This window comes from Pseudomonas sp. PDM04 (assembly GCF_014851765.1).
Classification (GTDB): Bacteria; Pseudomonadota; Gammaproteobacteria; order Pseudomonadales; family Pseudomonadaceae; genus Aquipseudomonas.
In genome coordinates this window covers 532,003-558,486 of the sequence record NZ_JACVAI010000004.1, presented here as the reverse complement: position 1 = coordinate 558,486, position 26,484 = coordinate 532,003, and the positions used below count along the sequence as shown (strand labels likewise).

The window sequence follows — 26,484 nt, the reverse complement described above, 5'->3', positions numbered from 1 at the left end:
CCTACGCGAAATGCGAATTTTTTTCTCGCTCGACCAGACCTTTCGCGGGCCTGGCGTTTGAGCAATGTCACCCAAGGAGCCCCACGCCATGCATGCCATCAGTTTTATTCAGGATCTGGCAGTGATCATGTTGGTCGCGGGTGTGGTGACTGTGCTGTTTCATCGCCTGAAGCAACCGGTGGTGCTGGGCTATATCGTCGCCGGCTTTATCATCGGCCCGCACACGCCACCGTTCGGTCTGATCCACGACGAAGAAACCATCAAGACCCTTGCCGAACTCGGGGTGATTTTCCTGATGTTCTGCCTGGGCCTGGAGTTCAGCCTGCGCAAGCTGTTCGCGGTCGGCGCCACGGCATTTATCGCGGCGTTCCTGGAAATCGTGCTGATGATCTGGATCGGCTACGAAATCGGCAGCTGGTTCGAATGGAACACCATGGATTCGTTGTTCCTCGGGGCCATCCTGGCGATTTCCTCGACCACCATCATCGTCAAGGCACTCAACGACCTGAAGATGAAGAACGAGCGCTTTGCGCAACTGATCTTCGGCGTGCTGATCGTCGAGGACATTCTTGGCATCGGCATCATTGCCCTGTTGTCGAGCATTGCAGTCAGCGGCACGGTCAGTTCCGGCGAAGTGTTTTCCACGGTCGGCAAGCTGTCGTTGTTCATGATCGTCGCCCTGGTGATCGGCATCCTGCTGGTGCCGCGACTGCTGGCCTACGTGGCCAGGTTCGACAGCAACGAGATGCTGCTGATTACCGTGCTGGGCCTGTGCTTCGGCTTTTGCCTGCTGGTGGTCAAACTTGAGTACAGCATGGTTCTGGGGGCGTTCCTGATTGGCGCAATCATGGCCGAGTCCCGGCAGTTGCTGAAGATCGAGCGGCTGATCGAGCCGGTCCGCGACCTGTTCAGTGCGATCTTCTTCGTCGCCATCGGGCTGATGCTGGACCCTATGATCTTGCTGCAATACGCGTGGCCGATTGCGGTGATCACCGTGGCCGTCGTGCTCGGCAAAATGCTGTCCTGCGGCCTGGGTTCCTTTATCGCCGGCAATGACGGACGTACCTCACTGCGAGTGGGGATGGGGCTGTCGCAGATTGGCGAGTTTTCTTTCATCATCGCGGCGCTGGGCATGACGTTGCAGGTCACCAGCAACTTCCTTTACCCGGTGGCCGTCGCGGTGTCGGTGATTACCACGCTGCTGACGCCTTACCTGATTCGTGCTGCCGATCCGTTGTCGATCAAGCTGGCCGCCGTGATGCCGCAGCGCCTGGGCCGCGTCTTGGGGATGTATGGCGAATGGTTGCGCAATATCCAGCCGCAGGGCGAGGGCGCGCTGCTGGCGTCGATGATTCGGCGGATTCTGTTGCAGGTGGGGGTCAACCTGGCACTGGTGATTGCGATCTTCTTCTCGGGTGCCTACTTCGCTGCGCGCATGTCCCCTTACCTGCAAGACTGGATCAGTGACCCGAGCTGGCAGAAAGCATTGATCTGGGGCGGGGCGTTGCTCTTGTCGCTGCCCTTCCTGATCGCCGCATATCGCAAGCTCAAGGCGCTGTCGATGTTGCTGGCGGAGATGGGCGTGAAGCCGGAGATGGCGGGCCGACACACGCAGCGAGTGCGTCGGGTGATCTCCGAGGTGATCCCGATCCTCTCGCTGCTGGTGATCTTCCTGCTGCTGGCGGCCTTGTCGGCCAGTATCCTGCCCACTAACAAACTGCTGGTGCTGATTGTCGTGGTCGCGGCCGCCGTGGCGGCGCTGCTCTGGCGCTGGTTCATTCGCGTGCACACGCGGATGCAGGTGGCGCTGCTCGATACGCTGGATAACCACAAGGATTCATCCGGGCATTGAGCGCGCGGGTGCCGGGCGTCTCAGCTTTCCAGCCAGACGTCCCGCGCCCAGTGCCACACCGATTCCCAGGTTTCCTCGGCAATCAGCTCTTCGTCGGCCTGCCACAGCACCACGGTGCCGTCTTCTTCGACCAGGTAGTAGTCGTCACCGTCCTGGCAGATCGGGATCATGCTGCGATCAACACCGGCATCCCAGGCATTGGCGGCCACGTCAGGCAGGTAGGTGTGGGATTGCGGGTCGGTGACGGTCACCGGCTCCAGGCTGCCGTAGACCACATCGCTGACGGTCAGCAAAAACTCCCTGAAGACAAACGGGATATCGATGAACAGTTGCTCTTCGATTTCGACCAGCAGGTCCTCGTCCGGCAGCTCCAAGGGGACGGGTACGGGTTCGTTGGCTTCACGCAGTTGTTCGATGATTTCTTCCACGTCCGGGATCCTCTTGCTTGTATGGCGCGGTTTATATGGAGCGGTTTATACAGTAGCTTGCTATGGATGCAATCGCGAAATAGAAAAACCCCGGCCTGGGCCGGGGTTTTTTACAGGGTAACGTCGCATTGGATTCGATGCGGGTCGGTTCAGCCGTTCTGGCGGATCCCTGCGACCAGCCAAGGCTGGTTCTCACCCTGGGCACGCTCCATGTTCCAGCTCTCGCTGAAGACTTCGCCCTGGTCGAAACGCGACGTCTTCGACACACCGCTGAAGGTCAGGGTGGCGATCGTCTTGTCGGCACGATCATCGACGCCATCCAGTTGGACATTGAGGTTATCAATGTAGGTGGACTGGAAGCCGTCACCCAGGTCGGCACGCTCGCGCTTGAGGAACTCGAGCAGCTGCGGGGTCACGAACTCGGCGATCTTGTCCATTTCGTTGGCGTCCCAGTGTTGTTGCAGGGACTGGAAGTGGTTGCGGGCGGCTTCAATGAAGTTGTGCTCATTGAACCAGGCCGGGGCATTGATCACCGGACGGGCGGCAACTGGCGCGGCCGAACCACCGAAGATGGAACCCATGGATGGCTTCTGCTCGAACACTTCACGCTGCATCGGTGCGCCAGCTGGAGCCAGGTGCTCTTGCTGCTTGCGGCGACGGGCGGCAATGAAACGGAAGACCAGGAAGGCGATGACCGCCATGATCAGGATGTCGAAGATCTGCATGCCCTGGAAGCCGCCGCCCATGAACATGGAGGCCAGCAGGCCACCGGCAGCGATACCGGCCAGAGGGCCGAGCCAGCGAGAGGCACCGCCGGCCTTGGCGGCAGCGCCAGCGGCACCGGCCGCGCCCGCAGTGGCAGCAGCGCCACCTGCAGCAGAAGAAGGAGCCATTTGGCTGGTCTGGTGAGTCGGCGCGGCGCCGGAGCTCTTGCCGCCACCAAAGCGCTTGGCGTTGGCGTCGAGGCTCATCGTCAGGCCGATGCACAACGCCATGGCGATGCTAAGAAAACGTTTCATAAAGGGAATTCCCATTTGTGGATGGCACGCGCGCCATGTTGCACAGCTGAAGTGTTACTGGCTAGCGGCAGAGTGTTTCGGGCTTTTGCCTGACAGGTCGGGTTCAGCTTCAGTCAGCGCAATAGGCTTGTTAACTTTGGTCCGTAGGAAGAGTAAATAAGTTCTGTAGGAGTCTGATCCTGTGGGAGCAAGCGCGCTGGCGAAAGCGGCTCCATGGTCGGTCAGAAGAACCGTGGCGCATTCCTTAGAGCCGGCTCGCTCCCACAAAAAAGCCGCTTGCTTCAGATCGCTTCCAGTTTCGCGTAACCCAGCATCAGCCATTTGCTGCCTTCGCTGAAGTTCACCTGGACCCGTGCCTGCGCGCCCGCACCCTCGAAGTTCAGGATCACGCCGTCGCCGAATACCGAGTGCCGTACGGCCTGGCCCAGGGAGAAACCGGTCTGCGGGATCTCGCTGCCGCCAAACAGGCTGGCGCTGCTTTGTTGCTGACCCCCGCCGAACGGGCGGCTGACGCTGTTCGACAGGCGTACTTCCTGGATCAGCCCTTTGGGTACTTCGCGTACGAATCGCGAGACCTTGTTGTAGGTTTCGCTGCCGTACAGGCGTCGGGTTTCAGCGTACGTCATCACCAGGTTCTGCATGGCGCGGGTGATGCCGACATACGCCAGGCGCCGCTCTTCCTCAAGACGACCGGGTTCTTCCAGGCTCATCTTGTGCGGGAACAGGCCTTCTTCCATGCCCACCAGGAACACGTAGGGAAACTCCAGGCCCTTGGCGCTGTGCAAGGTCATCAACTGGATGCTGTCTTCGTGCTCATCGGCCTGGGTGTCTCCGGCCTCCAGCGACGCGTGACCCAGGAACGCCGCCAATGGCGTCAGGTCTTCGTCCTCTTCGGTATTTTCGAAGTTGCGCGCGGCGCTGACCAGTTCCTCGAGGTTTTCCACCCGGGCCTGGCCTTTCTCGCCTTTTTCCGCCTCATGGTAGGCAATGAGACCAGATTGCTCGATGACCGTCTGGGTCATCAGGTGCAGCGGCATGTCCATGCACTTGGCCGCGAGGTTCTCGATCAGCTCCATGAACGCGCCCAGCGCGCCCGCCGCCCGGCCAGTCAGCCCTTTATTGGCGATCAGCAGGCGCATCGCTTCCCACATCGACACATCGCTGTGGCGTGCGTGCTCTCGAATCGCTTCAACGGTTTTCTCGCCGATGCCGCGAGTCGGTACGTTGATCACCCGTTCCAGCGCGGCATCGTTGCCACGGCCTTCCAGCAAACGCAGGTAGGCCATGGCATTCTTGATTTCCGCGCGTTCGAAGAAGCGCTGGCCGCCGTAGATGCGGTACGGAATGCGCTCGCGCAGCAGGGCTTCTTCCAAAACGCGCGATTGGGCGTTAGAGCGGTACAAAATAGCGATATCGCTGCGGGCCAAGCCTGTTTTCAGCGCACTTTCGATGGTTTCCACCACGTAGCGTGCTTCGTCATGTTCGTTGAAGGCCGCGTACAGGTTGATGGCTTCGCCGTCGCCGCCGTCGGTCCACAACTCTTTGCCCATGCGCCCGGTGTTGTTGGCGATCAGGGCGTTGGCGGCCTTCAGGATGCCGGCGGTGGAGCGGTAGTTCTGCTCCAGGCGAATGACTTCGGCATCCGGGAAATCGTCGGAATACTGGTAGATGTTCTCGATTTTCGCGCCCCGCCAGCCGTAGATCGACTGATCGTCGTCGCCGACCACCATCAGGCTGTCGCCACCTTTGGCCAGCAGGCGCAACCAGGCGTACTGCACGGCGTTGGTGTCCTGGAACTCGTCCACCAGGATGTGCCGGAAGCGCTTCTGATAATGCGCCAGCAGCCCCGGGTGATCGCGCCACAGGTCGAGGGCACGCAGCAGCAGCTCGGAGAAGTCGATGACGCCGGCACGCAGGCATGCGGCCTCGTAGGCTTCATAAATGCCGCGCATGGTCGCCAGGAACAGATCGCCACTGGCCTGGATGTGTTGCGGGCGCAGGCCCTCGTCTTTCTGCCCGTTGATGAACCACTGCGCCTGTCGCGCCGGCCAGCGTTGTTCGTCCAGGCCCAGCTCGCGAATAACGCGCTTGACCAGCCGCTGCTGGTCGTCGCTGTCGAGAATCTGGAAGGTCTGGCTCAGCCCGGCTTCCTGCCAATGCGCCCGCAACAGGCGGTGGGCCAGGCCGTGGAACGTGCCGACCCACATGCCGGCCGGGTTGATACCCATCAACTGCTCGATGCGATGGCGCATCTCGGCAGCGGCCTTGTTGGTGAAAGTCACCGACAGGATCGAATGGGGCGAGGCATTTTCGACCTGGATCAACCAGGCGATACGGTGCACCAGCACTCGGGTTTTACCGGAGCCAGCACCGGCCAGGACCAACTGACGACCCACGGGGGCCGCTACGGCCTGGCGTTGGGCATCGTTGAGGGAGTTCAGCAGAAGGGAGAGATCATCGCGCATCGGGGCATTCTAGGGGCCCGCGTCACACCGGGCAAACCCCGCGGTGCTTTAGCCGATGAAAGATGCGCGCGGGACGACCGGTCAGTCACCCGTCGCAGGCGTTGGCGGGGCTTGCCTGCAGGGTTTGCCGGGGGCCAAAGGGCTGAGGACTTTTGTCGAATTTATGATCTGGAGCAGTTTGGTAAGGTCATGGGCTTGTGTATGCTCCGTCCACGTTTCGGGCTCAGCTCATCATTATAAGAACAAGAACATTGCCTATGACCCCCAGCTCCGATCTGTCGGGCCCCACTGTGGAACCGCGGGTGATCCGTAAACAGTACGCCATGGAAATGGCGGTCGAGCGTACGCGCCTGCTCTATCAGGGTTCGCTGTTGCCGACGCTGTTCATGTTGATCAATGGCCTGGTGTGCGCGGGACTGCTCTGGAGTCCGCAGCGTTACTTCGTCATCACCGTCTGGCTGGTGTGGTTGCTGTCACTGGTAGCCTTGCGGGTGATCCAGGTCGCCGCCTTCGACTCGGCAATTCCCAATCGCCAGGCCCATCCCGTGTGGCGCCGCATGTTTTTGCTTGGCTCGGCCATGACCGGCCTGACGCTCGCCGGTGCCGGCATTGCGCTGGTGCCCGCCGACAATTTCATCCAGCAAGCCTGGGTGTTCGGCCTGATCGGCGCCGCCGCCCTGTCGGCCAGCGTGGCCTACGCCGTCAGCCTGCCCGCCTTCCTGTCCTTTACCTTGCCTTGCCTGTTGCCCGCCATTGCCTACCTGTTCTGGGGCGGCGACGAGCAGGGGCAGGGTTGGGGCTGGTTCGGGCTGATCCTGTTGGGCGCCTTGAGTGTCGTCGCCTGGCAGGTCAACCGGCTGATCGATGGCGGCTTGTTGCGACGTTTCCAGAATCAGGCCTTGATCGAGCATTTGCAGGCGGCGCAAACCCGCAGCGATCAGTTGAACCAGGAGCTGGCCAGGGAAATCGAACAGCGCCGCCGTGCCGAGGATGAGTTGCGTGAAATCCAGTCGGGGCTGCAAACCCGCGTCGCCGAGGGCAGCCTCGAGCTGGAGGCCGCCAACCAGGCGTTGAGTAAAAGTGAAGCGCGTCTGGCGCTGGCGCTGAAAGCCAGTGAGTTGGGGTTGTGGGACTGGAACCTGCAAACCGACGAAGTCCACCACACGCACCTCCAGGAACTGTTCGGCCTCGACCCGGAGTTCGTCACGGCGATGCTCGATCACCTCACCCCGCGCCTGCATCCTGACGACCTGCCGGCGCTGAAACGTGCGCTGGTCGAGCACCTGAAGGGGCGAAGCGAGGATTATCAGATTGAGTACCGCGTGCGCCACGGCGATGGCCACTGGGTGTGGATCGAGGACCGTGGCCGGGCGGTCGAGCGCACCGAAAGCGGCCGGGTGATCCGCATGGTCGGCACCCGTCGCGACATTACCGCCAGCAAGGGCCTGGAAGCGCAACTGCAACTGGCGGCGACGGTGTTCGAAGCCGCCAGCGAAGGCATCATGATTTTCGATCCGAATTACGCCCTGATCGCCGTCAACCAGGCGTTCAGCCGCTTAACGGGCTACGACCTCGACGACATGATCGGGCGCAACGTCGTGGAGCTGCCGTGCAGTCGCGACGCGCGCCGGCACTATGGGGCGATTCACCAGGCGCTGGAGCAACACGGCAGCTGGCAGGGCGAACTGGTGGAGACGCGCAAGAACGGCGAGCTGTACCCGCAATGGCTACAGTTGAATACCGTGCGCGATAAGCAGGGAAACATCAGCCATATCGTGGGCTTCTTCGCCGATCTTTCGGCACGGCGCGAATCCGAAGAGCGCATGCGCTACCTGACGCACTATGACGAACTGACAGGGCTGGCCAACCGTTCGCTGTTTCGCGAGCGCCTGCGCGAAGCCCACCAGCGCGTGCGCCAGGGCGGCCGCAGCCTGGCGCTGCTGCACATCAACCTTGACCGCTTCAAGTTGCTCAATGACAGCCTCGGCCATGAAATTGCCGATCAGTTGCTGCAGAAAATGGCCCGGCGCCTGGTGAACGCGCTGCCGGAGGCGGACACCATCGCACGGCTGTCCGGTGATGAGTTCGCCGTGCTGTTCGACGCCTACGGCACGCTCTCGAGTCTGGCACGGGTGGCGACGCGCCTGTCGACCAAGCTGCGGGTCCCGGTGACCGTCGAAGGGCATGAACTGGTGGTCAGTGCATCCATGGGCATCAGCATGTTGCCGGACAACGCGCGGGAAATCTCCGCGCTGGTGAGCCAGTCGAACATGGCCATGCAGCATGCCAAGCATTTGGGCGGCAACAATTTCCAGTTCTACACCGACAGCCTGCAAGCCAGCACCCTGGAGCGGCTGCAACTGGAAAACCGCTTGCGCAAAGCCATCGAAGAAAAACAGCTGAAGGTCTTCTACCAGCCAAAACTGTGCCTCGCCACAGGGCGGCTGAACGCTGCCGAGGCGCTGGTGCGCTGGGATCACCCGACCATGGGCAACGTCCCGCCCGGTGACTTTATCGGCCTGGCCGAGGAAACCGGCCTGATTGGTCCTATCGGTGAGTTCGTGCTGCGCCAGGCCTGCTGGCAGGCCTGCGAGTGGCAGCGTCAGGGGCTGGAGTCGATTCGAATCTCGGTCAATCTGTCGGTGCATCAATTGCGTCAGGGCAAACTGGTCAGCCTGGTGCGTCAGGTACTGGAAGAAACCGGTCTGGCGCCGCACTACCTGGAACTGGAACTGACGGAAAGCCACTTGCTCGACAGCGTCGAACACATCATTGCCACCTTCCAGCAACTGCGTGACCTCGGGGTGAAACTGGCGATTGACGATTTTGGCACCGGCTACTCATCCCTGAGCTACCTCAAGCGCATTCCGGTGGATTACGTGAAGATCGATCAGGCGTTCATTCGTGGCCTGGGGGAGGGCAGTGTGGATGCGGCGATCACCCGGGCAATCATCGCGATGGCCCATGGCTTGTCGTTGAAGGTGGTGGCCGAGGGGGTGGAGAAGGCCGAACAGCTCGAGTTCTTGCGGGCCGAGCATTGCGATGAGGTGCAGGGGTACCTGATCAGTCGGCCGATCGAAGCGGATGGGCTGGCGTCGCTGCTGCGCGCACAAGACGCTCGCTAAGGGGACGGAATCGCCATTGCCAAAAGGCGTGGGGGATCGTTTGGCGCCAACCTCGGCATGGGCGCTACATCGGACATTCCTTGCCAAAACAAAGAGGTCGTCAGCGATTCAGTTACGCATTTGAGCGGGCAAAAAGCCGATTCATGTAGTATAACTACAAGCTTGCTACATCTCCGGCACCTGCCCATAACAAAGAGTCCAGGCCCTTGAATCTGCTGCAACACATCGCCCAGTCACGTCACCTGTTACGCAAGTCGGAGCTCAAGGTCGCCGACCACGTGCTGCTTGACCCTGCGGCGGTGATGCACAGTTCCATGGCGGACCTCGCCCACAGCGTGGGCATCAGTGAACCGACCATCGTCCGTTTCTGCCGTGCCATCGGTTGTTCCGGGTTCCAGGACTTGAAACTGAAGCTGGCGCAGAGCCTGGCGGCGGGGGCGAGTTTTGGCCAGTTTGCGATCCATGAAGACGATTCGGTCGCCGACTACAGCCTGAAGATTTTCGACACCACCCTGCACACGTTGATGGAAGTTCGCGAGAAGCTCGATCCGGTAGAGTTGCAACGGGCGGTGTCACTCATGTCCCAGGCCCAGCGCGTCGAGTTCTACGGCTTCGGGGCATCGGGTGCGGTGGCGGCGGATGCCCAGCACAAGTTCTTCCGTTTGCTGCTGACGGCGGCAGCGTATTCCGACCCGCACATGCAGGCGATGTCGGCAGTGACGCTCAAGCCCAGCGACGTGGCGATCTGCATTTCCCAGTCGGGGCGTTCCAAGGACCTGTTGATCACCGCGAACCTGGTGCGCGAGAGCGGCGCCTCGCTGATCACCCTGTGCCCGAGCCAGACGCCGCTCGCCGAGCTGTCGACCGTCAACCTGGCCATCGACGTGCACGAAGACACCGAAATCTACACGCCCCTGACCTCGCGCATCGCCCACCTGGTGGTGATCGATGTGCTGGCCATGGGCGTGGCCATGGCGCGTGGGCCGAGCCTGGTCAACCACCTCAAGAGCGTCAAGCGCAGCCTTCGCAGTTTGCGGCTGTCGCCCAAGGCAGTAAAAGCGCTGGACGACTGACGTTGGCGTCTGGTCGTTCCCACGGGAGGTCTCGGTCAACGGTGGGAGCAAGCCCGCTCGCGATGACGTCCTCCCCACGATAACTTTCATCAGTCTGTAACCCGCCCGCCGCCAAACGGTCATCCCCTGCGCCCATTCTGTAACTCCCGTACTCGCCTTGGGAGACTCGAAATGGCCCAGCCCTACGAAGAACGCAACAGCGCCGTCAGAACCCGCCGTCAGCAGGAAGACCAGCGTCGCATGGAATTCCGTCGTGCCATCGAAGATCGCTGCGAGCGCCGCCAGCTGATGGCCGAGATCGGTGATTTTCCAGAGCTGGAGCTCAACTACTGGCAGGCTGCGCCCGCAACTTCCCGTCGAAACGCTCAACCAGGGCGCTGATCTGCACCCGTTCGCTGCGGATGAACGCAAGGAATGCGTGGGCCACCGGCGACAGCCGCTTGGCCTTGGCCTGCACCAGGCACCAACTGCGGAACAGCGGCAGCTCCTCGACCGGTAATTCGATCAGGCCACCGGTCGCCAGCTCCAGGTTCAGGGCGTGACGCGTCATCAGCGCCACGCCCAGACCCGCCAGCACGCACTCACGCTGGGCTTCGGCCGATGAGACTTCCTGTGTCTGGTTGAAGTGCACGCGTTTCTCCTTGAAATACTCCTCGCACGCCAGGCGTGTGCCCGAGCCTGGCTCGCGCAGCAGCAAGGTGTAGGGCTCAAGGTCCTGCAGGCGCAACGCGCCCATGTGGCACAGCGGATGATCCGGCGGTGCCACGGCCACGATCGGGTTGTTGAGAAAGGGCAGGAATTCCAGCCCCATGTCCTGCGGAACCATGGACATGATCACCAGGTCGTCGCGGTTGTCGGAGAGGCGGCGGATGACCTGCCCGCGGTTGACCACCGTCAGTTGCAGGTTGACCTCCGGATGCTGGCGCTTGAACGCGGCAAACAGGTGCGGCACGAAGTATTTGGCGCTGGATTCGATGGCCAGTTTCAGTTGACCCTGCAAAGATCCCTGCATGTCCGACAGTTGCATGTCGAGGTTTTCCAGGCGGCCGAAAATATCCCGGCTTGCACGCTGAAGCGCTTCAGCGGCTTCTGTCATGTAGAGCTTTTTACCGACGTAGTCGAACAAAGGCTGCCCGATCAGCTCTTCGAGCTGACGAATCTGCAGGCTCACGGCCGGCTGCGTGAGCGACATTTCGTCGGCGGCGCGGCTGTAAGAGCGCAGATCACAGACTTCGTTGAAAATTTGCAGCTGACGCAATGTCATACGCATCAATGACTTACGCATTATTTGTCTGCTCCCGCCCCTGGCTGATGTTTCAACTATAAGTCTTTACTTATGCCTGACCCAATTATTAATCATTTTTGTTAATCCCTTGTGCGGGCTAGTGTGGGGCTGCGACCAAATTGAAACATTTGGTCACGCGTCGACCTGGTCTAAGAGGTCGTGGGTACCAGCGGCTCAAGGGAAACTCCAAGTGATAACAAAGATCCTGATCGCCAACCGTGGTGAGATTGCCGTACGCATCGTACGAGCCTGCGCCGAAATGGGCATTCGCTCGGTGGCGATTTATTCCGACGCCGACCGTCATGCCCTGCATGTGAAGCGTGCGGACGAGGCCCACAGCATTGGCGCCGAGCCACTGGCCGGTTACCTGAACCCGCGCAAGCTGGTGAACCTGGCGGTGGAAACCGGTTGCGATGCCTTGCATCCCGGCTATGGTTTCCTCTCGGAAAACGCGGAACTGGCGGACATCTGCGCCGAACGCGGAATCAAATTCATCGGTCCATCGGCTGAAGTCATTCGCCGCATGGGCGACAAGACCGAAGCGCGCCGCAGCATGATCAAGGCGGGCGTACCGGTCACCCCGGGCACCGAAGGCAACGTCTCGGGCATCGAAGAGGCGCTGACCGAAGGTGACCGCATCGGTTACCCGGTGATGCTCAAGGCCACCTCCGGTGGTGGCGGCCGCGGTATCCGTCGCTGCAACAGCCGCGAAGAACTCGAACAGGCGTTTCCCCGGGTGATTTCCGAGGCCACCAAGGCCTTCGGTTCGGCGGAAGTGTTCCTGGAAAAATGCATCGTCAACCCGAAACACATCGAAGCGCAGATCCTCGGCGACAGCTTCGGCAACGTGGTGCACCTGTTCGAGCGTGACTGCTCGATCCAGCGCCGCAACCAGAAGCTCATCGAGATCGCCCCGAGCCCGCAACTGACCCCTGAACAGCGCGCCTACATCGGCGACCTGTCGGTGCGTGCAGCCAAGGCCGTGGGCTACGAGAACGCCGGCACCGTGGAGTTCCTGCTCGCCGAGGGCGAGGTGTACTTCATGGAAATGAACACCCGGGTGCAGGTGGAACACACCATCACCGAGGAAATCACCGGCATCGACATCGTCCGCGAGCAGATCCGCATCGCTTCCGGCCTGCCACTTTCGGTGAAGCAGGAAGACATCCAGCACCGCGGCTTTGCGCTGCAGTTCCGGATCAACGCCGAGGACCCGAAAAACAACTTCCTGCCCAGCTTCGGCAAGATCACCCGTTACTACGCGCCCGGCGGTCCCGGCGTGCGCACCGACACGGCGATCTACACCGGCTACACCATTCCGCCGTTCTACGACTCCATGTGCCTGAAACTGGTGGTCTGGGCGCTGACCTGGGAAGAGGCGATGGACCGTGGCTTGCGCGCCCTCGACGACATGCGCCTGCAAGGGGTCAAGACCACCGCCGCGTATTACCAGGAAATCCTGCGCAACCCGGAATTCCGTAGCGGCCAGTTCAACACCAGCTTCGTTGAAAGCCACCCTGAACTGACCAACTACTCGATCAAGCGCAAACCCGAAGAGCTGGCCCTGGCCATCGCCGCCGCCATCGCCGCCCACGCAGGCCTGTGAGGAATAAAACAATGTCCAAGAAGATTCACGTAACCGACACCATCCTGCGCGACGCCCACCAATCGCTGCTCGCGACCCGCATGCGCACCGAAGACATGCTGCCGATCTGCGACAAGCTCGACAAAGTCGGCTACTGGTCGCTGGAATGCTGGGGTGGCGCGACATTCGACGCCTGCGTGCGCTTCCTCAAGGAAGACCCGTGGGAGCGCCTGCGCCAACTGCGTGCCGCGCTGCCGAACACCCGCCTGCAAATGCTGTTGCGTGGCCAGAATCTGCTGGGTTACCGCCACTACAGCGATGATGTGGTCAAGGCTTTCGTCGCCAAGGCCGCGGTCAACGGCATTGACGTGTTCCGCATCTTCGACGCGATGAACGACGTGCGTAACCTGCGCGTGGCCATCGAAGCGGTGAAAGCCGCCGGCAAACACGCCCAGGGTACCATCGCCTACACCACCAGCCCGGTGCACACCATTGATGCCTTCGTGGCCCAGGCCAAGCAAATGGAAGCCATGGGTTGCGACTCGGTGGCGATCAAGGACATGGCTGGCCTGCTGACGCCGTACGCCACCGGTGAATTGGTCAAGGCATTGAAAGCCGAACAGTCGTTGCCGGTGTTCATTCACTCGCACGACACCGCCGGCCTGGCCGCGATGTGTCAGCTCAAGGCGATCGAAAACGGCGCCGACCATATCGACACCGCGATCTCCAGCTTCGCTTCGGGCACCAGCCACCCGGGCACCGAGTCGATGGTCGCCGCCCTCAAGGGCAGCGAGTACGACACCGGTCTGAACCTGGAGCTGCTGCAGGAGATCGGCCTGTACTTCTACGCCGTGCGCAAGAAGTACCACCAGTTCGAAAGCGAATTCACCGCCGTCGACACCCGCGTGCAGGTCAATCAGGTGCCGGGCGGGATGATTTCCAACCTGGCCAACCAGCTCAAGGAGCAGGGCGCCCTGAACCGCATGGGCGAAGTGCTGGCGGAAATCCCGCGGGTTCGCGAAGACCTCGGCTTCCCGCCGCTGGTCACCCCGACCTCGCAGATCGTCGGCACCCAGGCGTTCTTCAACGTGCTGGCCGGCGAACGCTACAAGACCATCACCAACGAAGTGAAGCTCTACCTGCAAGGTGGCTACGGCAAGGCGCCGGGCACGGTGAACGAGAAACTGCGTCGCCAGGCCATCGGCAGCGAAGAGGTGATCGACGTGCGTCCGGCGGACCTGCTCAAGCCGGAAATGACCAAGCTGCGCGAAGACATCGGCGCGTTGGCCAAGTCTGAAGAAGACGTACTGACGTTCGCCATGTTCCCGGATATCGGGCGCAAGTTCCTCGAGGAACGCGCAGCTGGCACCCTGACCCCGGAAGTGCTGTTGCCGATTCCGGAAGCAGGCAAGGTCGCCTCCGCCGGTGGCGAAGGCGTGCCGACCGAGTTCGTCATCGATGTGCACGGCGAAACCTACCGCGTCGACATCACCGGTGTCGGCGTCAAGGCCGAAGGCAAGCGTCACTTCTACCTGTCCATCGACGGCATGCCGGAAGAAGTGGTGTTCGAGCCGCTGAACGAATTCGTCGGCGGTGGCAGCAGCAAGCGCAAGCAAGCCACTGCACCGGGTCACGTCAGCACCACCATGCCGGGCAACATCGTCGACGTGCTGGTCAAGGAAGGCGACACCGTCAAGGCTGGCCAGGCGGTGCTGATCACCGAAGCCATGAAGATGGAAACCGAAGTCCAGGCCGCCATCGCCGGCAAAGTCACGGCCATTCACGTGGCCAAGGGCGACCGGGTCAACCCGGGCGAAATCCTGATCGAGATCGAAGGCTGAGTTAACAGCCACGATCACAACGCTTTAATCCTCGGGGGAGCGGGTGCTCCCCTTTTTTTTGCCTGTCGTTTGGGCGCCAGCCCACTCAATCCCCTGTGGGGGCGAGCCGGCTCGCGATGCGGTCATGCGCCTTGCGAAGGCAACACGCGTTCAGGCAATGATCAAAACGCCAGCTGCCATTGCCCCATGACGCCGTAGTTACGTGTGTCACCGCCTGTTTCGCTGGTCAGCGCCAGCCCCACGGTTTGTTGGCTGGACAGCGCCAGATCGACGCCGGCATCCAATGCCAACAGGCTACGATCTCCCGCGTTTGCCGAGACTTCAAAGCGCTTGCCTCCCTTGACCAACTGCTGTTGCGTGTCGCTCTGGAGGTCGCCATAGGTGTGTTTCCAACCCGCGCTCAAACGTGGTGTCAGCTGCATGCCGTTGTCCAGGACGTTCAGTTTGGCAACACGCAGGCCGAAGGTGCTGCTGAAGTTATCCTGGCTTTGCCCACGGACTTTCAGCGCGGCGTCCCCGCCTTTCTCGGTGTAACTGTCGCGCTCGTATCGCTGATAGCCGAGGTTGGCGAATGGCTCTACGGTCAAGCTGCCACGGCCGACATTGAGACCTGCCTCAATAAACGCGTGCTGGGTACTGGCGTCGTGACGACCTTTGAGACGGTCGCTGAAGCCGTTGAACGCCACCCGGCGCTTGCTGGTGGCATCGTGACTGGCATGGGTTGCGCCCAGGCGCAGCGCGAAGGGGCCGTCCTGGCGTACGGCATAAACACCCAGATGCCAACTATCAAGCCTGCCGTCGAATTGTCTGGCGTCGAGTTTTGTCTCTGAGCGGCCGCCGAGCACGCCGACATGCCATTGCTCAGCCAGCCGCCAATCGGCGCCCAACACCAGACCCTGAGTGGAATGCTTGAGCGGGTCGTCGAAGTGGCTGTCGACCCTGCCGCTGTTGCCAAGCGCCTGAATCCACACGCGGCTCTTATCGTTGCGGGCAGCAATCTGTGGTGCGTTGTTCATTGCACTCCCGCTCAACTGACGCATCGCCGAGAGCATGCTGGCGCTGACCGGGCTGGCACTGTCCCGGGTGGCTTTGGCGAGGTGGCCGTGTTGACTGGCCGTCAGTTGTTCAATGGCCGCGGAAGCATCGGCCATGTTGCTGCCAAGCAACGCACGGACTGAGCTGTTCGCTTCAGCAGCTTCAGGTGTGTCGACGCTGCGGGCCAGCGCTTTTTCGTTGGGTGATTCGACCGTCTCTTCTATGGCTCGGCTGTTGCGCCCATAGCTCACAAAGGCTTGGGTTTCGTTGCGGCTCAGGGTCGGTGTCAGGAATGCGAGGTTGCTGGTTACGGCGCCAAACTCGCCTTCGATCTTTCCTGCATTTACCAGTACATGCTCGGTCCTGGTCGCGTAGTTTCCCGGCATTGCAGCAATGTGTACCTGTGCGTCGCCCAAAGACGCGGTGCCCGCAACCGAAATGGCGGATGGGCCTTCGGTGGGTGATACGGCATAGGTCACGACCGCACCCTTGTCCAGCACCAGATCGCCCGCGATGACGGGGGCATTGTTCTTCGACACAAGCAGTGCACCCTCCACATAGAGGTTTCGCACAGAGCCAGGACCACCATACATGGCGCGCCGGTAGACGTGGGCATCGCCGTGAATCGACCCCTGGTTGAACAAGGAAGCCCCCGCCAGGACGTGTGCCTTGCCTTCGAACGAATGATCAAGTGTCCAGTGGCCACGGGCTACGCGCATCTCGCCAAAATTATGGGTTTCCCCGACGCTGCCTCCGCTTCTGGCATTGAGCAGCAGAACGTTGCGCCCGGCGCCGCCGTCCAGTTGGCCCTTCCAGGCAGCCCCCTTGTTGACGACCAGCAGGTCGTCGACCTCCCGTAGCTGCAAGCTGTCGATGGGCGCTGAGACCAGCGTATGTTGAGTCGTCCAGGCGTCCTTGAAGGTGCGGAAAGGATCTTCACTGTCCGGGTAGGCCTTGGCAGCCGCGACGTCAAAGTCCAGGGCGTCATAGAAGTCATCGCCGAACTCGACCTTCTGCACTTCAGGACGTGGGCTGGCGGGGGCGAGAGGGGTAATCGGGCCGGGCTTCTTCACGCCCACAACAATCTTGTTCGGGGCGGCAACAGGCTTTACGGTCTTCTTGCGCGCTTTCGCCGGCTTCGCGCCAGCACCTGGTCGCGCCGCCGGCTCTTGCGCCAGAGAAAACTCCGAGTAGCCAATGGCGAGAGCGACAGACAGCACAAGGTGTTTCAGTCGGTGGGTAGGTTGAACGGACATCGATACGGGCCTCTTTTACGGGAGGCCAGAACTCTAAAAGTGGGGCGAGGTGAGCGATGTCAGCTCGTTCCGGCGGGTCTGCACGTAGCGTCGGAGGATTTTTGGGAAAAAACACCGGAGGGGTGGCAGGGAAGGTTTTTTGCCATATTGCGTGGGGGCTTTTGCCTACAGAGAAGTCTGGTGGGCACGGGATTAAGGGAGTGTTGGCGCACTCCCTTGGCGCAGGCGCATTTGCGGGGCTTAGCCCCGACACTCCGCCAGCGTCTTCAACTGCCCCGATCCTGCCTGATTCTCATCGCTCAACCAGCGCTCGAAACCTGCGGCCACTGCCGGCCACTCCGAATCCACAATCGAATACCACGCGGTGTCGCGGTTCTGCCCCTTGACCACCATGTGCTGGCGGAACACCCCTTCAAAACTGAAACCCAGGCGTTCTGCCGCGTATTTGGAGCGGGCGTTGCCGTTGTTGCACTTCCATTCCAGGCGCCGGTAGCCCAGGGCGAACGACTCCTTCGCCAGCAGGTAAACCGCCTCGGTACTTTTCGGTGAGCGTTGCATCGGTGCGCCGAAGGTCACGTGGCCGATTTCGATACGGCCCTGGGACGGGACGATCGACATCAGGCTGAGGATGCCTTGCACGTCGCCGCTGGCGCGATCGATCACGCTGAAGAAGTAGGGGTCGCTGTTGGCGGCGTGGTTGTTCAGCCAATCATTGAAGGCACTGCGTTCCGGGAACGGGCCGTAGGGCAGATAATCCCAGAGTTTCGGATCGGCGCCGGGACCTTGCAGGGCATTGAACAAGGCGTCGCCGTGCCGCGCCGGGTCGAGTTTTTCCAGGCGAATGAATCGCCCCTCGAGGGTTTGCACGGTGGGGGCGGGGGCGCCTTTCCAGTCGGCGAGTGAAGTCGACATGCTGTTCTCCTTGAACCTTAAATGGCTTTGCGAAACTGGATGAAACCGGGGCGCTCGGCGATGCGCTCGTAGAGCTGGATCGCGGTGGCGTTGGTCTCGTGGGTCAACCAGTGGACTTTGTTGCAACCGTCGGCCTTGGCCGTGCTGTAGACGAATTCGATCAACCTGCGCCCGACGCCCGTGCCACGGGTGTCGGGCGCTACCAGCAAGTCTTGCAGGTAGCAGGCGTTTTCGATGGCCCAGTTGGAACGATGGTAGATGAAATGCACCATGCCCACCGCCTTCCCATCGGCCCAGGCCAGCGCGGCGTGGGTCGGTTCGTTCGGGTCGAGGAAGCGCTGCCAGGTGCTCTGGCTGACGGCATCGGGCAGCTCGGTATTGTAGAAGCGCAGGTAGGCCTGCCACAGCGGCAGCCACGAGGCGTGATCGTCGGCGCTGACCTGACGGATTTCAATCTGACTCATGTTCGTTCCTCAAGGCAACAAATGGGCAAGGGCGCGGTCCTGCGCGTCCGGGCTGGCGGCAAGCCCTTCGCGCACGCCGGCCATGTCTGCGCTGCTGCGGTTCTGGCTGAGTTTGCGCTTGCCTTCCAGGCGCTGGATCGGCAAGGCGAAACCGACAATGGCTTTGAGCATGCCGTCGATGTAGTCGGCCGGTGCATCGGCGACTTTCCAGGGTTGAGCACGGCCGGCTTCATGGCGATCGGTCAGTGCGCTCACCAGGTCGAGCAGGGGCTCGGCGTCGGTGATCACCTGCGCGGTGCCGTACGCGTGCACGGCAACGTAGTTCCAGGTCGGAACCACTTTGCCGTGTTCCGCTTTACCGGGATAAAACCCCGGGCTGACGTAGGCGTCGGCACCGGCAAAGATCACCAGCGCCTCAGCGCCTTCCTGCAGTTCTTTCCATTGGGGATTGGCGCGGGCGAAGTGGCCATAGAGGGTGCCATTGGGACCTTCGTTCGGGCGTAACATCAGCGGTAGATGGCTGGCCTGCAAACCCTGCGCGCCGTGGGTGACGACCATGGCCAGGCGCGTGTCGAGCATGTGCTGCTGCATCTGCTGCAAGTCGTCGATGGCAAAACTGCGTGGCGTGTACATGGAAATATTCCTTGGCGAGTGCTTGCATCCTAGGCAGGCTATTGGTCTGTTGTAAGAGCCATTAATGACCAATTTCATAGGTCCATTAGCATGACGAATGCGCCGCTTTCCTTATCGTTCAACCCGGCGGGCATTGAGCTCGACCGCCGCCAGGGCTTGAGCCGTCAGCTCTATCAGGCGTTGCGCATGCGGGTGCTCGACGGTCGATTGGCCAGCGGCACGCGGTTGCCTGCCAGTCGAGATCTGGCGGCAGCGCTGGCGATTTCCCGCAACAGCGTGGTGCGCGCCTACGATCAGCTGTACGCCGAAGGCTTCATCGAGGGCCGTGTCGGCGACGGCACTTACGTGGCGCAACTGCCTCAGGCCAAAAAACTATCCACAAAAGTATCCACAGGCTTTTCAACAGGGTTATCAACAACCTTATCCACAAATTGGCTAGATTTGCCTGTGATTTCATCCAGTAAAGTTATCCACAGCGGCGCGCTGGGTCGGGTGGAAAAGAACCATTTGGCGCTGCCGCCAAGCGGTCCGCCACGGGCGTTTCGGGTAGGCGTTCCGGCCTTCGATCTGTTCCCGTTCGAGGTGTGGGCCAAGCTGAACGCGGCTTTCTGGCGCAAACCGGATCTGCGCCAGCTATGTTATGGCGATCCAGCAGGCGACGAGCGATTGCGTGAGTTGATCGCCGCGTACCTGCGCAGTTCCCGAGGCATGCAGTGCACGGCTGAGCAAATTGTGATCACCAGTGGTGCACAGCAGGGCATCAGCCTTTGTGCACAGTTGCTGGTGGAGCCGGGTGACGGAGTGGCGATCGAAAATCCCGGGTATCGGGCTGCCGGTCATGCCTTCGCCGTGGCCGGCGCGCGCCTGCATGGCGTGGCGGTGGACGGCGAGGGCATCGATTGCAACGAACTGGCTTCGTATGGCGATTGCCGCCTGGCTTATGTCACGCCTTCGCACCAGTACCCCACGGGCGTGGTCATGAGTCTGGCCCGGCGCCTGGAACTGCTGGCCTGGGCCGAGCGCACCCAGGGCTGGATCGTCGAAGACGACTACGATGGCGAGTATCGCTACACGGGCGCACCCCTGGCACCGCTGGCGGCCCTCGATCGGCAGGGACGGGTGCTGTATGTCGGCACTTTCGGCAAAGTTGCCTTTCCGGCCTTGCGCCTGGGGTATCTGGTGTTGCCGCCAGGGTTGGTGGATGCGTTTTCACAGCGGCGCGCGGTGGATGTCCGGCATTCGGAAGTGAGTACCCAGGCGGTGATGGCCGAGTTCATGGCCGCCGGGCATTTTCAGCGGCACATCCGCCGGATGCGCCGCGCCGCCCTGAGCCGGCGCAATACACTCCTGGCCGACTGGCCTCGCGACATACCGGGCATCGGCAGCCTGCCCAGTGTCGTGGCCGGGCTGCATTTGACGGTTGGCGTCGACTCCCGGGCCCGCGAGCAAGCCTTGGTCGAAAGCGCCGCCAACGTCGATGTCGAGATCAACGCGCTGAGCAGCTACTGGTTGCCGGACTCGCAAACGCCGTTGGACCAGCGTGCCGGGCTGGTCCTGGGTTTCGCGGCGGTGCCGGAAGCCGACATCAGGGCTGCCGTGAAGCGGTTGAAAAAAGCCTGGCGCTGATGCCCGGGCCGTTCAACTTTTCGACGTGGAAGGCTTGGGCGCAGGCAGGAACAGCGACCGGGCCAATGGCGGGCTGATTTCGCTGCGATAGATCTCGATGATCTCGTTGTTCGACGAGGCCTTTCGCAGGTCAAACCCTCCGCCCAACTTGCGTTGCACGGCGGTTTTCAGGTGGGCTGCCGTGTAGCCGTCCACCGGGGTGTCGATCTTCGGATAATGAAAGTGCGCGTACCAGAGGGCCGCGCCTTTGCTGGGCCCGGGCTTGGTCGCGGTGTCTCGCACGCGAATTTCGTACTCCTCGAGAAAGTCCTTTTTAATCCCCTTGAGCCGCTGCCGGCCAGGGATCCTGACAATTTCGACCAGGCCCTGAGCATGCAGCCATTGCACCCTGGCCGCGGTCGGGGGTTGTCGTTTGATCATGTTGATTCGGGCAAGGCGTCCCTGTTCATGAAGGGCGGTTGCCCCGTCGTTGAGCTGCCTGGCCAGATTGACGGCCGACACCGGGCCGCCGTCCGTGGCGTTCAGGTCGGTCAGCGCCTGTTCGATGATATCGGCCGCTTCGGTCATCCGCCGTGCCTGTTGATTGAACAGTTCCTCGATTTCCACGGGAATGCGTCCGGCCTGGTTGGCGTGGCTTTCGGTTCGACGGGTAAACGCTGGCAGCTGGTCGAGCAGCGCCTGGCCTTGCTGAATGCTGATTTCCAGGGGGGGGCGGGTCGTTGGCGAGGGCCGTGGGGCAACATGCTCCAGCCAGTTGCCGGGCGATTTCTCGTGGAACGTCGCGATGACCTTGCCCGTCAGCGGCGACGTCACGTCAAACAGGTCCAGGTCCTCGCCCGCCGCTCGCGCGCGCGGGGTGCCGAACACGGTGCCTTTGAAGCGGGTCTTGATGATGCGCTGGCGTGGCGTCGCAGGCCGGGATGGCCCGGGCGTCGGTTCAAGCAATCTGCGCTCCTGCAACAAGGCGGCGAGTTGCGCCTTGGCGGGTTCGTTGAACGCCTTGATTCGTTCGCGCATGAGCGCCAGTGGCGCGCTCAGCAACTGTTCCGGGAATTCCTGTCCCAGGTCGGCAATTCGCTGGTCGAGGTTGGCGAATTGCTCCACCAGGTCGTTGAAACCGTCGATGCGGTCCAGCAGCTCCAGTGCTTCGCCGTCGGCGGCAAGGTCCAGAGACGACTGGATGGTGAGACCGGCGTCATCGACCAGTTGCTCCATGGCCTGGCGGGCAGGCGCGAGGTCCACCGCCGCGCCGTCGTTGAGGCAAAGCTCCTGGGCAATGCTGATCTGGAACAGCTTCAGGTCCTGCAGGTTGAAGCGCGGCAGGTGCGTCGCGTAATCCCGGCCAATTTCGCTGGCGTCCTTGCCCAGTCGGGTCAGTTCATCGATCCGGGCCTGGGCGAATTCGATCCGGTCGATGAATTGCTGCGTCATGTCGCTGGTCGATTGATGCGTCTGGCGCGGCGTTTGGGTGCTCTCGACCGTTTCGTTGTCCAGCAGTGCAAGGGATTGGCGCATGCGCTGGCTGAATGCGCGATCCTGCCGGGCAAACCACTTGCGGGTCAGCGCCAGCTGCAGGTCCAGGCAACTGACCAGGACCGGGCGATAATTCGGAATGGGCTCGAGGGCGTTGAACGCCTTGAGTTGTTCGATGTAGGTGTTGTAAGCCGCCAGATGTGAATCCAGGGTGTCGATCAGGGCCTGGTAGTCATCGTCCGTGGCGGCTTTTTCTGCACGCTCGAGTTCCTCTTCCAGCGCCTGCTTTCGCCCATCGAACGCTTCGAGCTTCTGTCTCAACTCTGCCTTGCGCTGCTGGTTCTGGCGCACGAGCGCCTGCCGGCGACCGCCACCGCGCAAACGCAGTCGCAGGTCAACGAACCATTCCCCCCTGGCCGAGTGCACCAGCAGCGGCCCTTTGATCGCCGGTGTTTTGCGCGAGTCGACGATCTGTACATCCTCGTTGTCATTGAGCATGACTTCGAACCAGCGCTCACCGACTTTCGCGTACCACTGGCTGCCGAGGCCCCGCAGGTATTGCCGGGGGCCGGCGTCGAGCGATGGCGCCTTCAGGCCAACCGGCTCGCTGATGCTCAGCGCGTCGAGCAATGTCCCCACGCTTTTGGCAGGTAATGCGCCGAGGCTGTGCAGCGTGGACTCATGCGCAGCCGGCGGCTGGCTCGAATGCCAGTCGGGCAGGCGGGTCACGCTGGATTTCGGACGGGGTAAGGCCGGGGGCTCCGGGCGCAGGGCCGGATGCTCTTCGGCGGTTCGTGCGGAGGGTTTCTCGCTGGCGGCTTGATGGGCGATCACCATGCCGAGGGTCAGCAGCAAGTCGGTCATGGCCGACCAGGCGCCCTCCGTGTCGTCATTTTCCCTGGCGTCGGTGGCCTGCTGCAGGTCGTCCATGATTTGCCAGATCCAGGCGGCGGTGCCCACGGTACGCCCGAGAAACGGCAAGGCGATGTTGAACAGCATCCACGCGCCTTGCTTGAGCGTTGCCCAGCGGGCTTCGGCGTTCGACACCGATTGGCGTTCAGCCAGGGTGATCATCGCGTCGGCGTTCGCCTTGAACAGTGCGGCAAGGGGTTCACTTTCCAGCGCGGTCGCGCTGAACGCCACGTTGGCCATCCTGCCCTGCAGCGACGTGGGCTCCACCAGCCACTGGCCGATGGTCCAGACGGACGGCAATTCGCCGGGGAAGGCGTATTGGGAATAGTTGAAGCGCACGCCGTCCGGCAGCCACGCCAGGACCGATTGGCGCAGCGTCTTGCTGTGCTTGATCGCATACAGCAGATTCGCCTCCCCCGGGTATTGCAGCAACGGGTGGTCGAGCAGCGGTCGATAGAGCAGGCAGGGACCTTTCGTCGCGAGTCGCGGCCCGATCACGAATATGTTGGCCACTTTATCCGCCGTGCTTTGGGTGTTTTCGCCGTGGACGAACGCCAGCGGGCGAATGACGATCTCCAGCCCGTCGACATAGCGGTTCGCCGGGTTTTCCTGCATGACCGCGAGCACATACTGATAGCCACGCTCGTCGATGCCCGCCTGGTTACGGAGCTTGTATTGCAGCGCTTGCAGCGGCAACTGGATGCGCAGATGACGGCTGTACAGGTTTTGCCGGCGTTCGGTTTCCTGCGCGTCACTGAGCAACTTGAGTTTGATCAGCGCCGGGTAGGTCTCGCCGATGTTCACCTGGGTCACCAGTTGTTCCAGGTACGCGGGGGTCATCCAGTCCGGCGCCGCCTCACCATGGGTCAATCGTACCGCGCGGTTGCCGGTCGGCAGGCCGATCAGGTTTTGCAGCGCCAGGTCAACCAGCGACAGGGTGAGGGTCTGGGTTTGTCCGGGCACGATGAAGGTCCCGTAGATGACCAGACTGGTGATGCTCAGTTCGATATCCTCGAGTTTCAGGGCCGTGGCGGTGGGGTGATCCTTGAGCATCTGTTTGCGCAGGCTTTGCAAGGTGAACTCGCGCAGCGATGGCACACCGTCGAGGAAGGTTTTGCCGGCGTCCTGTTCACGCAGACTGGCGAGGTCCATCAAGTGCCGACTGTAGCGAGTGAGGTCCGCCGGTGAGCCTTCTTTGAGCCAGTTGGGCAACAAGGTCTGGACCTTGCTGAAATGCGACGACGGTGCTTCGTGCGAGGCCTTGAAGTTTCTGGGATGGGCAGGCTTGCCGAACGAAAGGCTGGGCGATGACTTGCCTTGAGCCTGATTCAAGCCACCGATGGCTTCGATCTCCAGTGCAATCAGGGCACAGGCCTGGTGGTGGAAAAAATGGCCGTCGGGTTCATACAGGCGCCATTGCAGATCGGCTCCGCACTGCAGTTTTTCAGCCAACACGTCAATGGAGTCATACCGTTCGAAGCCCTGGATGATGGAGTGCGTCAGCACAAAGGTACGCTCGCCGAGTGTGCCTACGAGCACCGCGAGGTCCATCATCCGCCAGTGATTGCTCACCCCGTCTTCGACGACGTCGACATCGATCAGACAGGCCTTGATCCGGTATTTGTCCCCGGCGCGTCGGGTGGCGCGATCCGGCTGGCTGAACACCGCCTGGGCGATGGCTTTTTCGTCGTCACTCCAAGTCAGTGCCGGATCAAGGTTCCAGATGTCTTGCAGGGACCGCGAGAGCTGATGCCAGCGCGGGGTCGAGGGCCCGGTCTCATGGTTCCAGTAATCGAGCTGTTGCTGTTGATAGGCGTTGAAGAGCAGGGGTGAAAGTGAATTGATCAAGTGGCCGATCGCATCGATTTTCACCGCCAGCTTCACCATCGGCTCGTCGCCCGGGTGCAGGGTCAGAAAGTGTTCGCCATCGATGTAGTTCACGTTCGACTGCGAATACCCGACGCGTACCAGAACGTTGGTCAGGGTCTCGAACTGATTTCTCCCGGGGATCACGCGGTCTTCGGTAATCACCCAAGTCGGGGTGACCACGGTGGCGAGCGTCGGGTTGATCTTGAGCTGCGGGTACAACGCGGCCAGCGCGGGCCGCAGGACATTAGCCGCGACTTCACTGATCGAAGGGCCGGTGACCAGTTCGGTCAGTAAATCCAGTTCTTTCTGGAAGGTGGTTTCGGACATGCTGGTCTCCTGAATGTGCGAGCGGCTGTAGAGGGCACAGCGCTGGGTCGGGAGACGTTATCGGGCCGTCACCGCTGCCTGGCGGTAGATAAATATTGCAGGCAAAAAAAGACCCGCGGCTGGGCGGGTCTTCGGTTTTCGCGTGGTACGAACGTGGGGGCTGGTGCAGCGGGTTACTGCCCCCGAGCGCGTTCGAAGCCTTCGAGCACGTTTACGGCATTGATGCCAATTTCCTCGACCGCATAACCGCCTTCCATCACGAACAAGGTGGGCTTGCCGAGGCCGGCGATGCGCTCGCCCATGGCCAGGTAATCCGGGCTGTCGAGTTTGAATTGCGAGATCGGATCGTCCTTGAACGTATCGACCCCCAGGGAAACGACGATGACGTCGGCGCCGTAGCGCTCGATCTCCTTGCAGGCCTGCTCCAGTGCGGCGCTCCAGGTGTCCCAGCCGCTGCCGGCGGGCAATGGATAGTTGAAGTTGAAGCCTTCGCCCGCGCCGTCGCCCAGCTCATCGTCAAAGCCCAGGAAAAACGGAAATTCGGCTTCCGGATGGCCGTGGATCGAGGTGAAGAGCACGTCGTTGCGCTCATAGAAAATCGATTGCGTGCCGTTGCCGTGGTGATAGTCGACGTCGAGGATTGCAACCTTCCGGCGGCCCTGATCGAGGAACGCCTGGGCCGCGATGGCGGCGTTGTTGAGGTAGCAATAACCGCCCATCACATCGCTGGCGGCGTGATGTCCCGGCGGGCGGCACAGGGCGAAGGCACTATGAGCGCCGCCCTGGATGTGTGCCTGTGCAGTCAGTGCCACTTGTGCTGCGCTGTACGCGGCTTGCCAGGTACCGGCGGTGATCGGGGCGCCACCGTCGAAGCTGTAGTAGCCGAGCTCGCCGTGCAGGCTTTTGGGCTTGATCGCGCGCAGGGTGCGGGCCGGCCAGGTGTAGGGCAGCAAGTCGCCGTCGGTGTTGAACTCGGTCCAGCGTGCCCAGGCGCCTTTGAAGAAATCGAGGTACTCGCGGCTGTGGACGCGGGCAATCGGTTCGAGCCCGAAGTCCTTGGGGGCTTCGACGGCGCCAAGGTTCTGGTTCCTGACCCGTTGCAGAACGTGGTCGGCGCGCGAGGGCATTTCGAAGCAGGGCTTGAGTTGCCCGTCGATCAATTCGCAACGGCCGTGGTGCAGGTGATGATCATCCGAATAGATCGTCAGCATTTCTTGTTCTCCGCAGGCTGATTCGGTTGAACACAGTCTTGCGGTGCCGGCGGTTTTGGAAAACGGCAGGAAAGGCCAAAAGGGGATTGATGT

17 protein-coding genes are annotated in these 26,484 nt (G+C 61.7%); 7 read left to right on the top strand and 10 right to left on the bottom strand.

Annotated elements, in window-relative coordinates; all coding sequences use genetic code 11:
* Positions 1-88: 88 nt before the first annotated feature.
* Positions 89-1,852, top strand: coding sequence for a cation:proton antiporter (locus tag IB249_RS18615; protein WP_192307196.1), 1,764 nt, complete (start codon positions 89-91; stop codon positions 1,850-1,852).
* Positions 1,853-1,872: 20 nt separating this feature from the next.
* Here the strand turns inward: IB249_RS18615 and IB249_RS18610 are convergent, their stop codons facing one another.
* The 3 genes from IB249_RS18610 to uvrD all read right to left on the bottom strand — a co-directional run bounded on the left by IB249_RS18610 (position 1,873) and on the right by uvrD (position 5,764).
* Entirely contained in the window at positions 1,873-2,280 is a 408-nt protein-coding gene (locus IB249_RS18610; RefSeq protein ID WP_192307195.1) for an SMI1/KNR4 family protein, read from the bottom strand.
* 149 nt (positions 2,281-2,429) lie between these two features.
* The gene (locus IB249_RS18605) at positions 2,430-3,299 is read right to left on the bottom strand and encodes a Tim44 domain-containing protein (RefSeq protein WP_192307194.1); all 870 of its coding nucleotides are present in this window, start codon (positions 3,297-3,299) and stop codon (positions 2,430-2,432) included.
* A gap of 281 nt (positions 3,300-3,580) precedes the next feature.
* Complete coding sequence (uvrD, locus tag IB249_RS18600; RefSeq protein ID WP_192307193.1) at positions 3,581-5,764, bottom strand: DNA helicase II; 2,184 nt, start codon at positions 5,762-5,764, stop codon at positions 3,581-3,583.
* 257 nt (positions 5,765-6,021) lie between these two features.
* On the opposite strand from uvrD, the gene IB249_RS18595 reads away from it, so the two are divergent.
* The 3 genes from IB249_RS18595 to IB249_RS18585 all read left to right on the top strand — a co-directional run bounded on the left by IB249_RS18595 (position 6,022) and on the right by IB249_RS18585 (position 10,343).
* Positions 6,022-8,889 (top strand): EAL domain-containing protein, encoded by a 2,868-nt coding sequence (locus IB249_RS18595; RefSeq protein ID WP_192307192.1) that lies wholly within the window; start codon positions 6,022-6,024, stop codon positions 8,887-8,889.
* A 206-nt stretch (positions 8,890-9,095) separates the two neighbouring features.
* Entirely contained in the window at positions 9,096-9,962 is an 867-nt protein-coding gene (gene hexR, locus IB249_RS18590; protein ID WP_192307191.1) for a transcriptional regulator HexR, read from the top strand.
* A 171-nt stretch (positions 9,963-10,133) separates the two neighbouring features.
* Positions 10,134-10,343 (top strand): PA3496 family putative envelope integrity protein, encoded by a 210-nt coding sequence (locus IB249_RS18585; RefSeq protein WP_192307190.1) that lies wholly within the window; start codon positions 10,134-10,136, stop codon positions 10,341-10,343.
* Here IB249_RS18585 and IB249_RS18580 read toward each other — a convergent pair.
* Positions 10,285-11,247: a LysR family transcriptional regulator gene (locus IB249_RS18580; RefSeq protein WP_192307189.1), complete on the bottom strand. Its 963-nt coding sequence runs from the start codon at positions 11,245-11,247 to the stop codon at positions 10,285-10,287. The two genes, IB249_RS18585 and IB249_RS18580, sit on opposite strands and share 59 nt — an antisense overlap.
* A 190-nt stretch (positions 11,248-11,437) precedes the next feature.
* Between IB249_RS18580 and IB249_RS18575 the strand changes: the two genes are divergently transcribed.
* The gene (locus tag IB249_RS18575; RefSeq protein ID WP_096514169.1) at positions 11,438-12,853 is read left to right on the top strand and encodes an acetyl-CoA carboxylase biotin carboxylase subunit; all 1,416 of its coding nucleotides are present in this window, start codon (positions 11,438-11,440) and stop codon (positions 12,851-12,853) included.
* Between the two features lie 11 nt (positions 12,854-12,864).
* Positions 12,865-14,673 carry a sodium-extruding oxaloacetate decarboxylase subunit alpha gene (oadA, locus tag IB249_RS18570; RefSeq protein WP_192307188.1) on the top strand — a complete coding sequence of 603 codons (1,809 nt, stop codon included), beginning with the start codon at positions 12,865-12,867 and terminating at the stop codon, positions 14,671-14,673.
* Between the two features lie 161 nt (positions 14,674-14,834).
* Here the strand turns inward: oadA and IB249_RS18565 are convergent, their stop codons facing one another.
* From IB249_RS18565 to IB249_RS18550, 4 genes are all read right to left on the bottom strand, one after another.
* Positions 14,835-16,964: an autotransporter domain-containing protein gene (locus tag IB249_RS18565; protein WP_192307187.1), complete on the bottom strand. Its 2,130-nt coding sequence runs from the start codon at positions 16,962-16,964 to the stop codon at positions 14,835-14,837.
* Positions 16,965-17,204: 240 nt separating this feature from the next.
* Entirely contained in the window at positions 17,205-17,876 is a 672-nt protein-coding gene (locus tag IB249_RS18560; protein WP_192307186.1) for a GNAT family N-acetyltransferase, read from the bottom strand.
* Between the two features lie 17 nt (positions 17,877-17,893).
* On the bottom strand, positions 17,894-18,340 hold the full coding sequence (locus IB249_RS18555) for a GNAT family N-acetyltransferase (RefSeq protein ID WP_192307185.1): 447 nt from the start codon (positions 18,338-18,340) through the stop codon (positions 17,894-17,896).
* A 9-nt stretch (positions 18,341-18,349) separates the two neighbouring features.
* Positions 18,350-18,973, bottom strand: a complete 624-nt coding sequence (locus IB249_RS18550; RefSeq protein ID WP_192307184.1) for an FMN-binding negative transcriptional regulator — start codon at positions 18,971-18,973, stop codon at positions 18,350-18,352.
* Between the two features lie 90 nt (positions 18,974-19,063).
* Here IB249_RS18550 and IB249_RS18545 point away from each other — a divergent pair, with 90 nt between their 5' ends.
* Positions 19,064-20,599 (top strand): PLP-dependent aminotransferase family protein, encoded by a 1,536-nt coding sequence (locus tag IB249_RS18545; protein WP_192307183.1) that lies wholly within the window; start codon positions 19,064-19,066, stop codon positions 20,597-20,599.
* Between the two features lie 12 nt (positions 20,600-20,611).
* On the opposite strand, the gene IB249_RS18540 is transcribed toward IB249_RS18545, so the two are convergent.
* Positions 20,612-25,180 carry a hypothetical protein gene (locus tag IB249_RS18540; protein ID WP_192307182.1) on the bottom strand — a complete coding sequence of 1,523 codons (4,569 nt, stop codon included), beginning with the start codon at positions 25,178-25,180 and terminating at the stop codon, positions 20,612-20,614.
* Between the two features lie 173 nt (positions 25,181-25,353).
* A complete protein-coding gene (locus tag IB249_RS18535) occupies positions 25,354-26,391 on the bottom strand; it encodes a histone deacetylase family protein (protein ID WP_192307181.1) in 1,038 nt (345 codons plus the stop codon).
* Positions 26,392-26,484 lie beyond the last annotated feature (93 nt).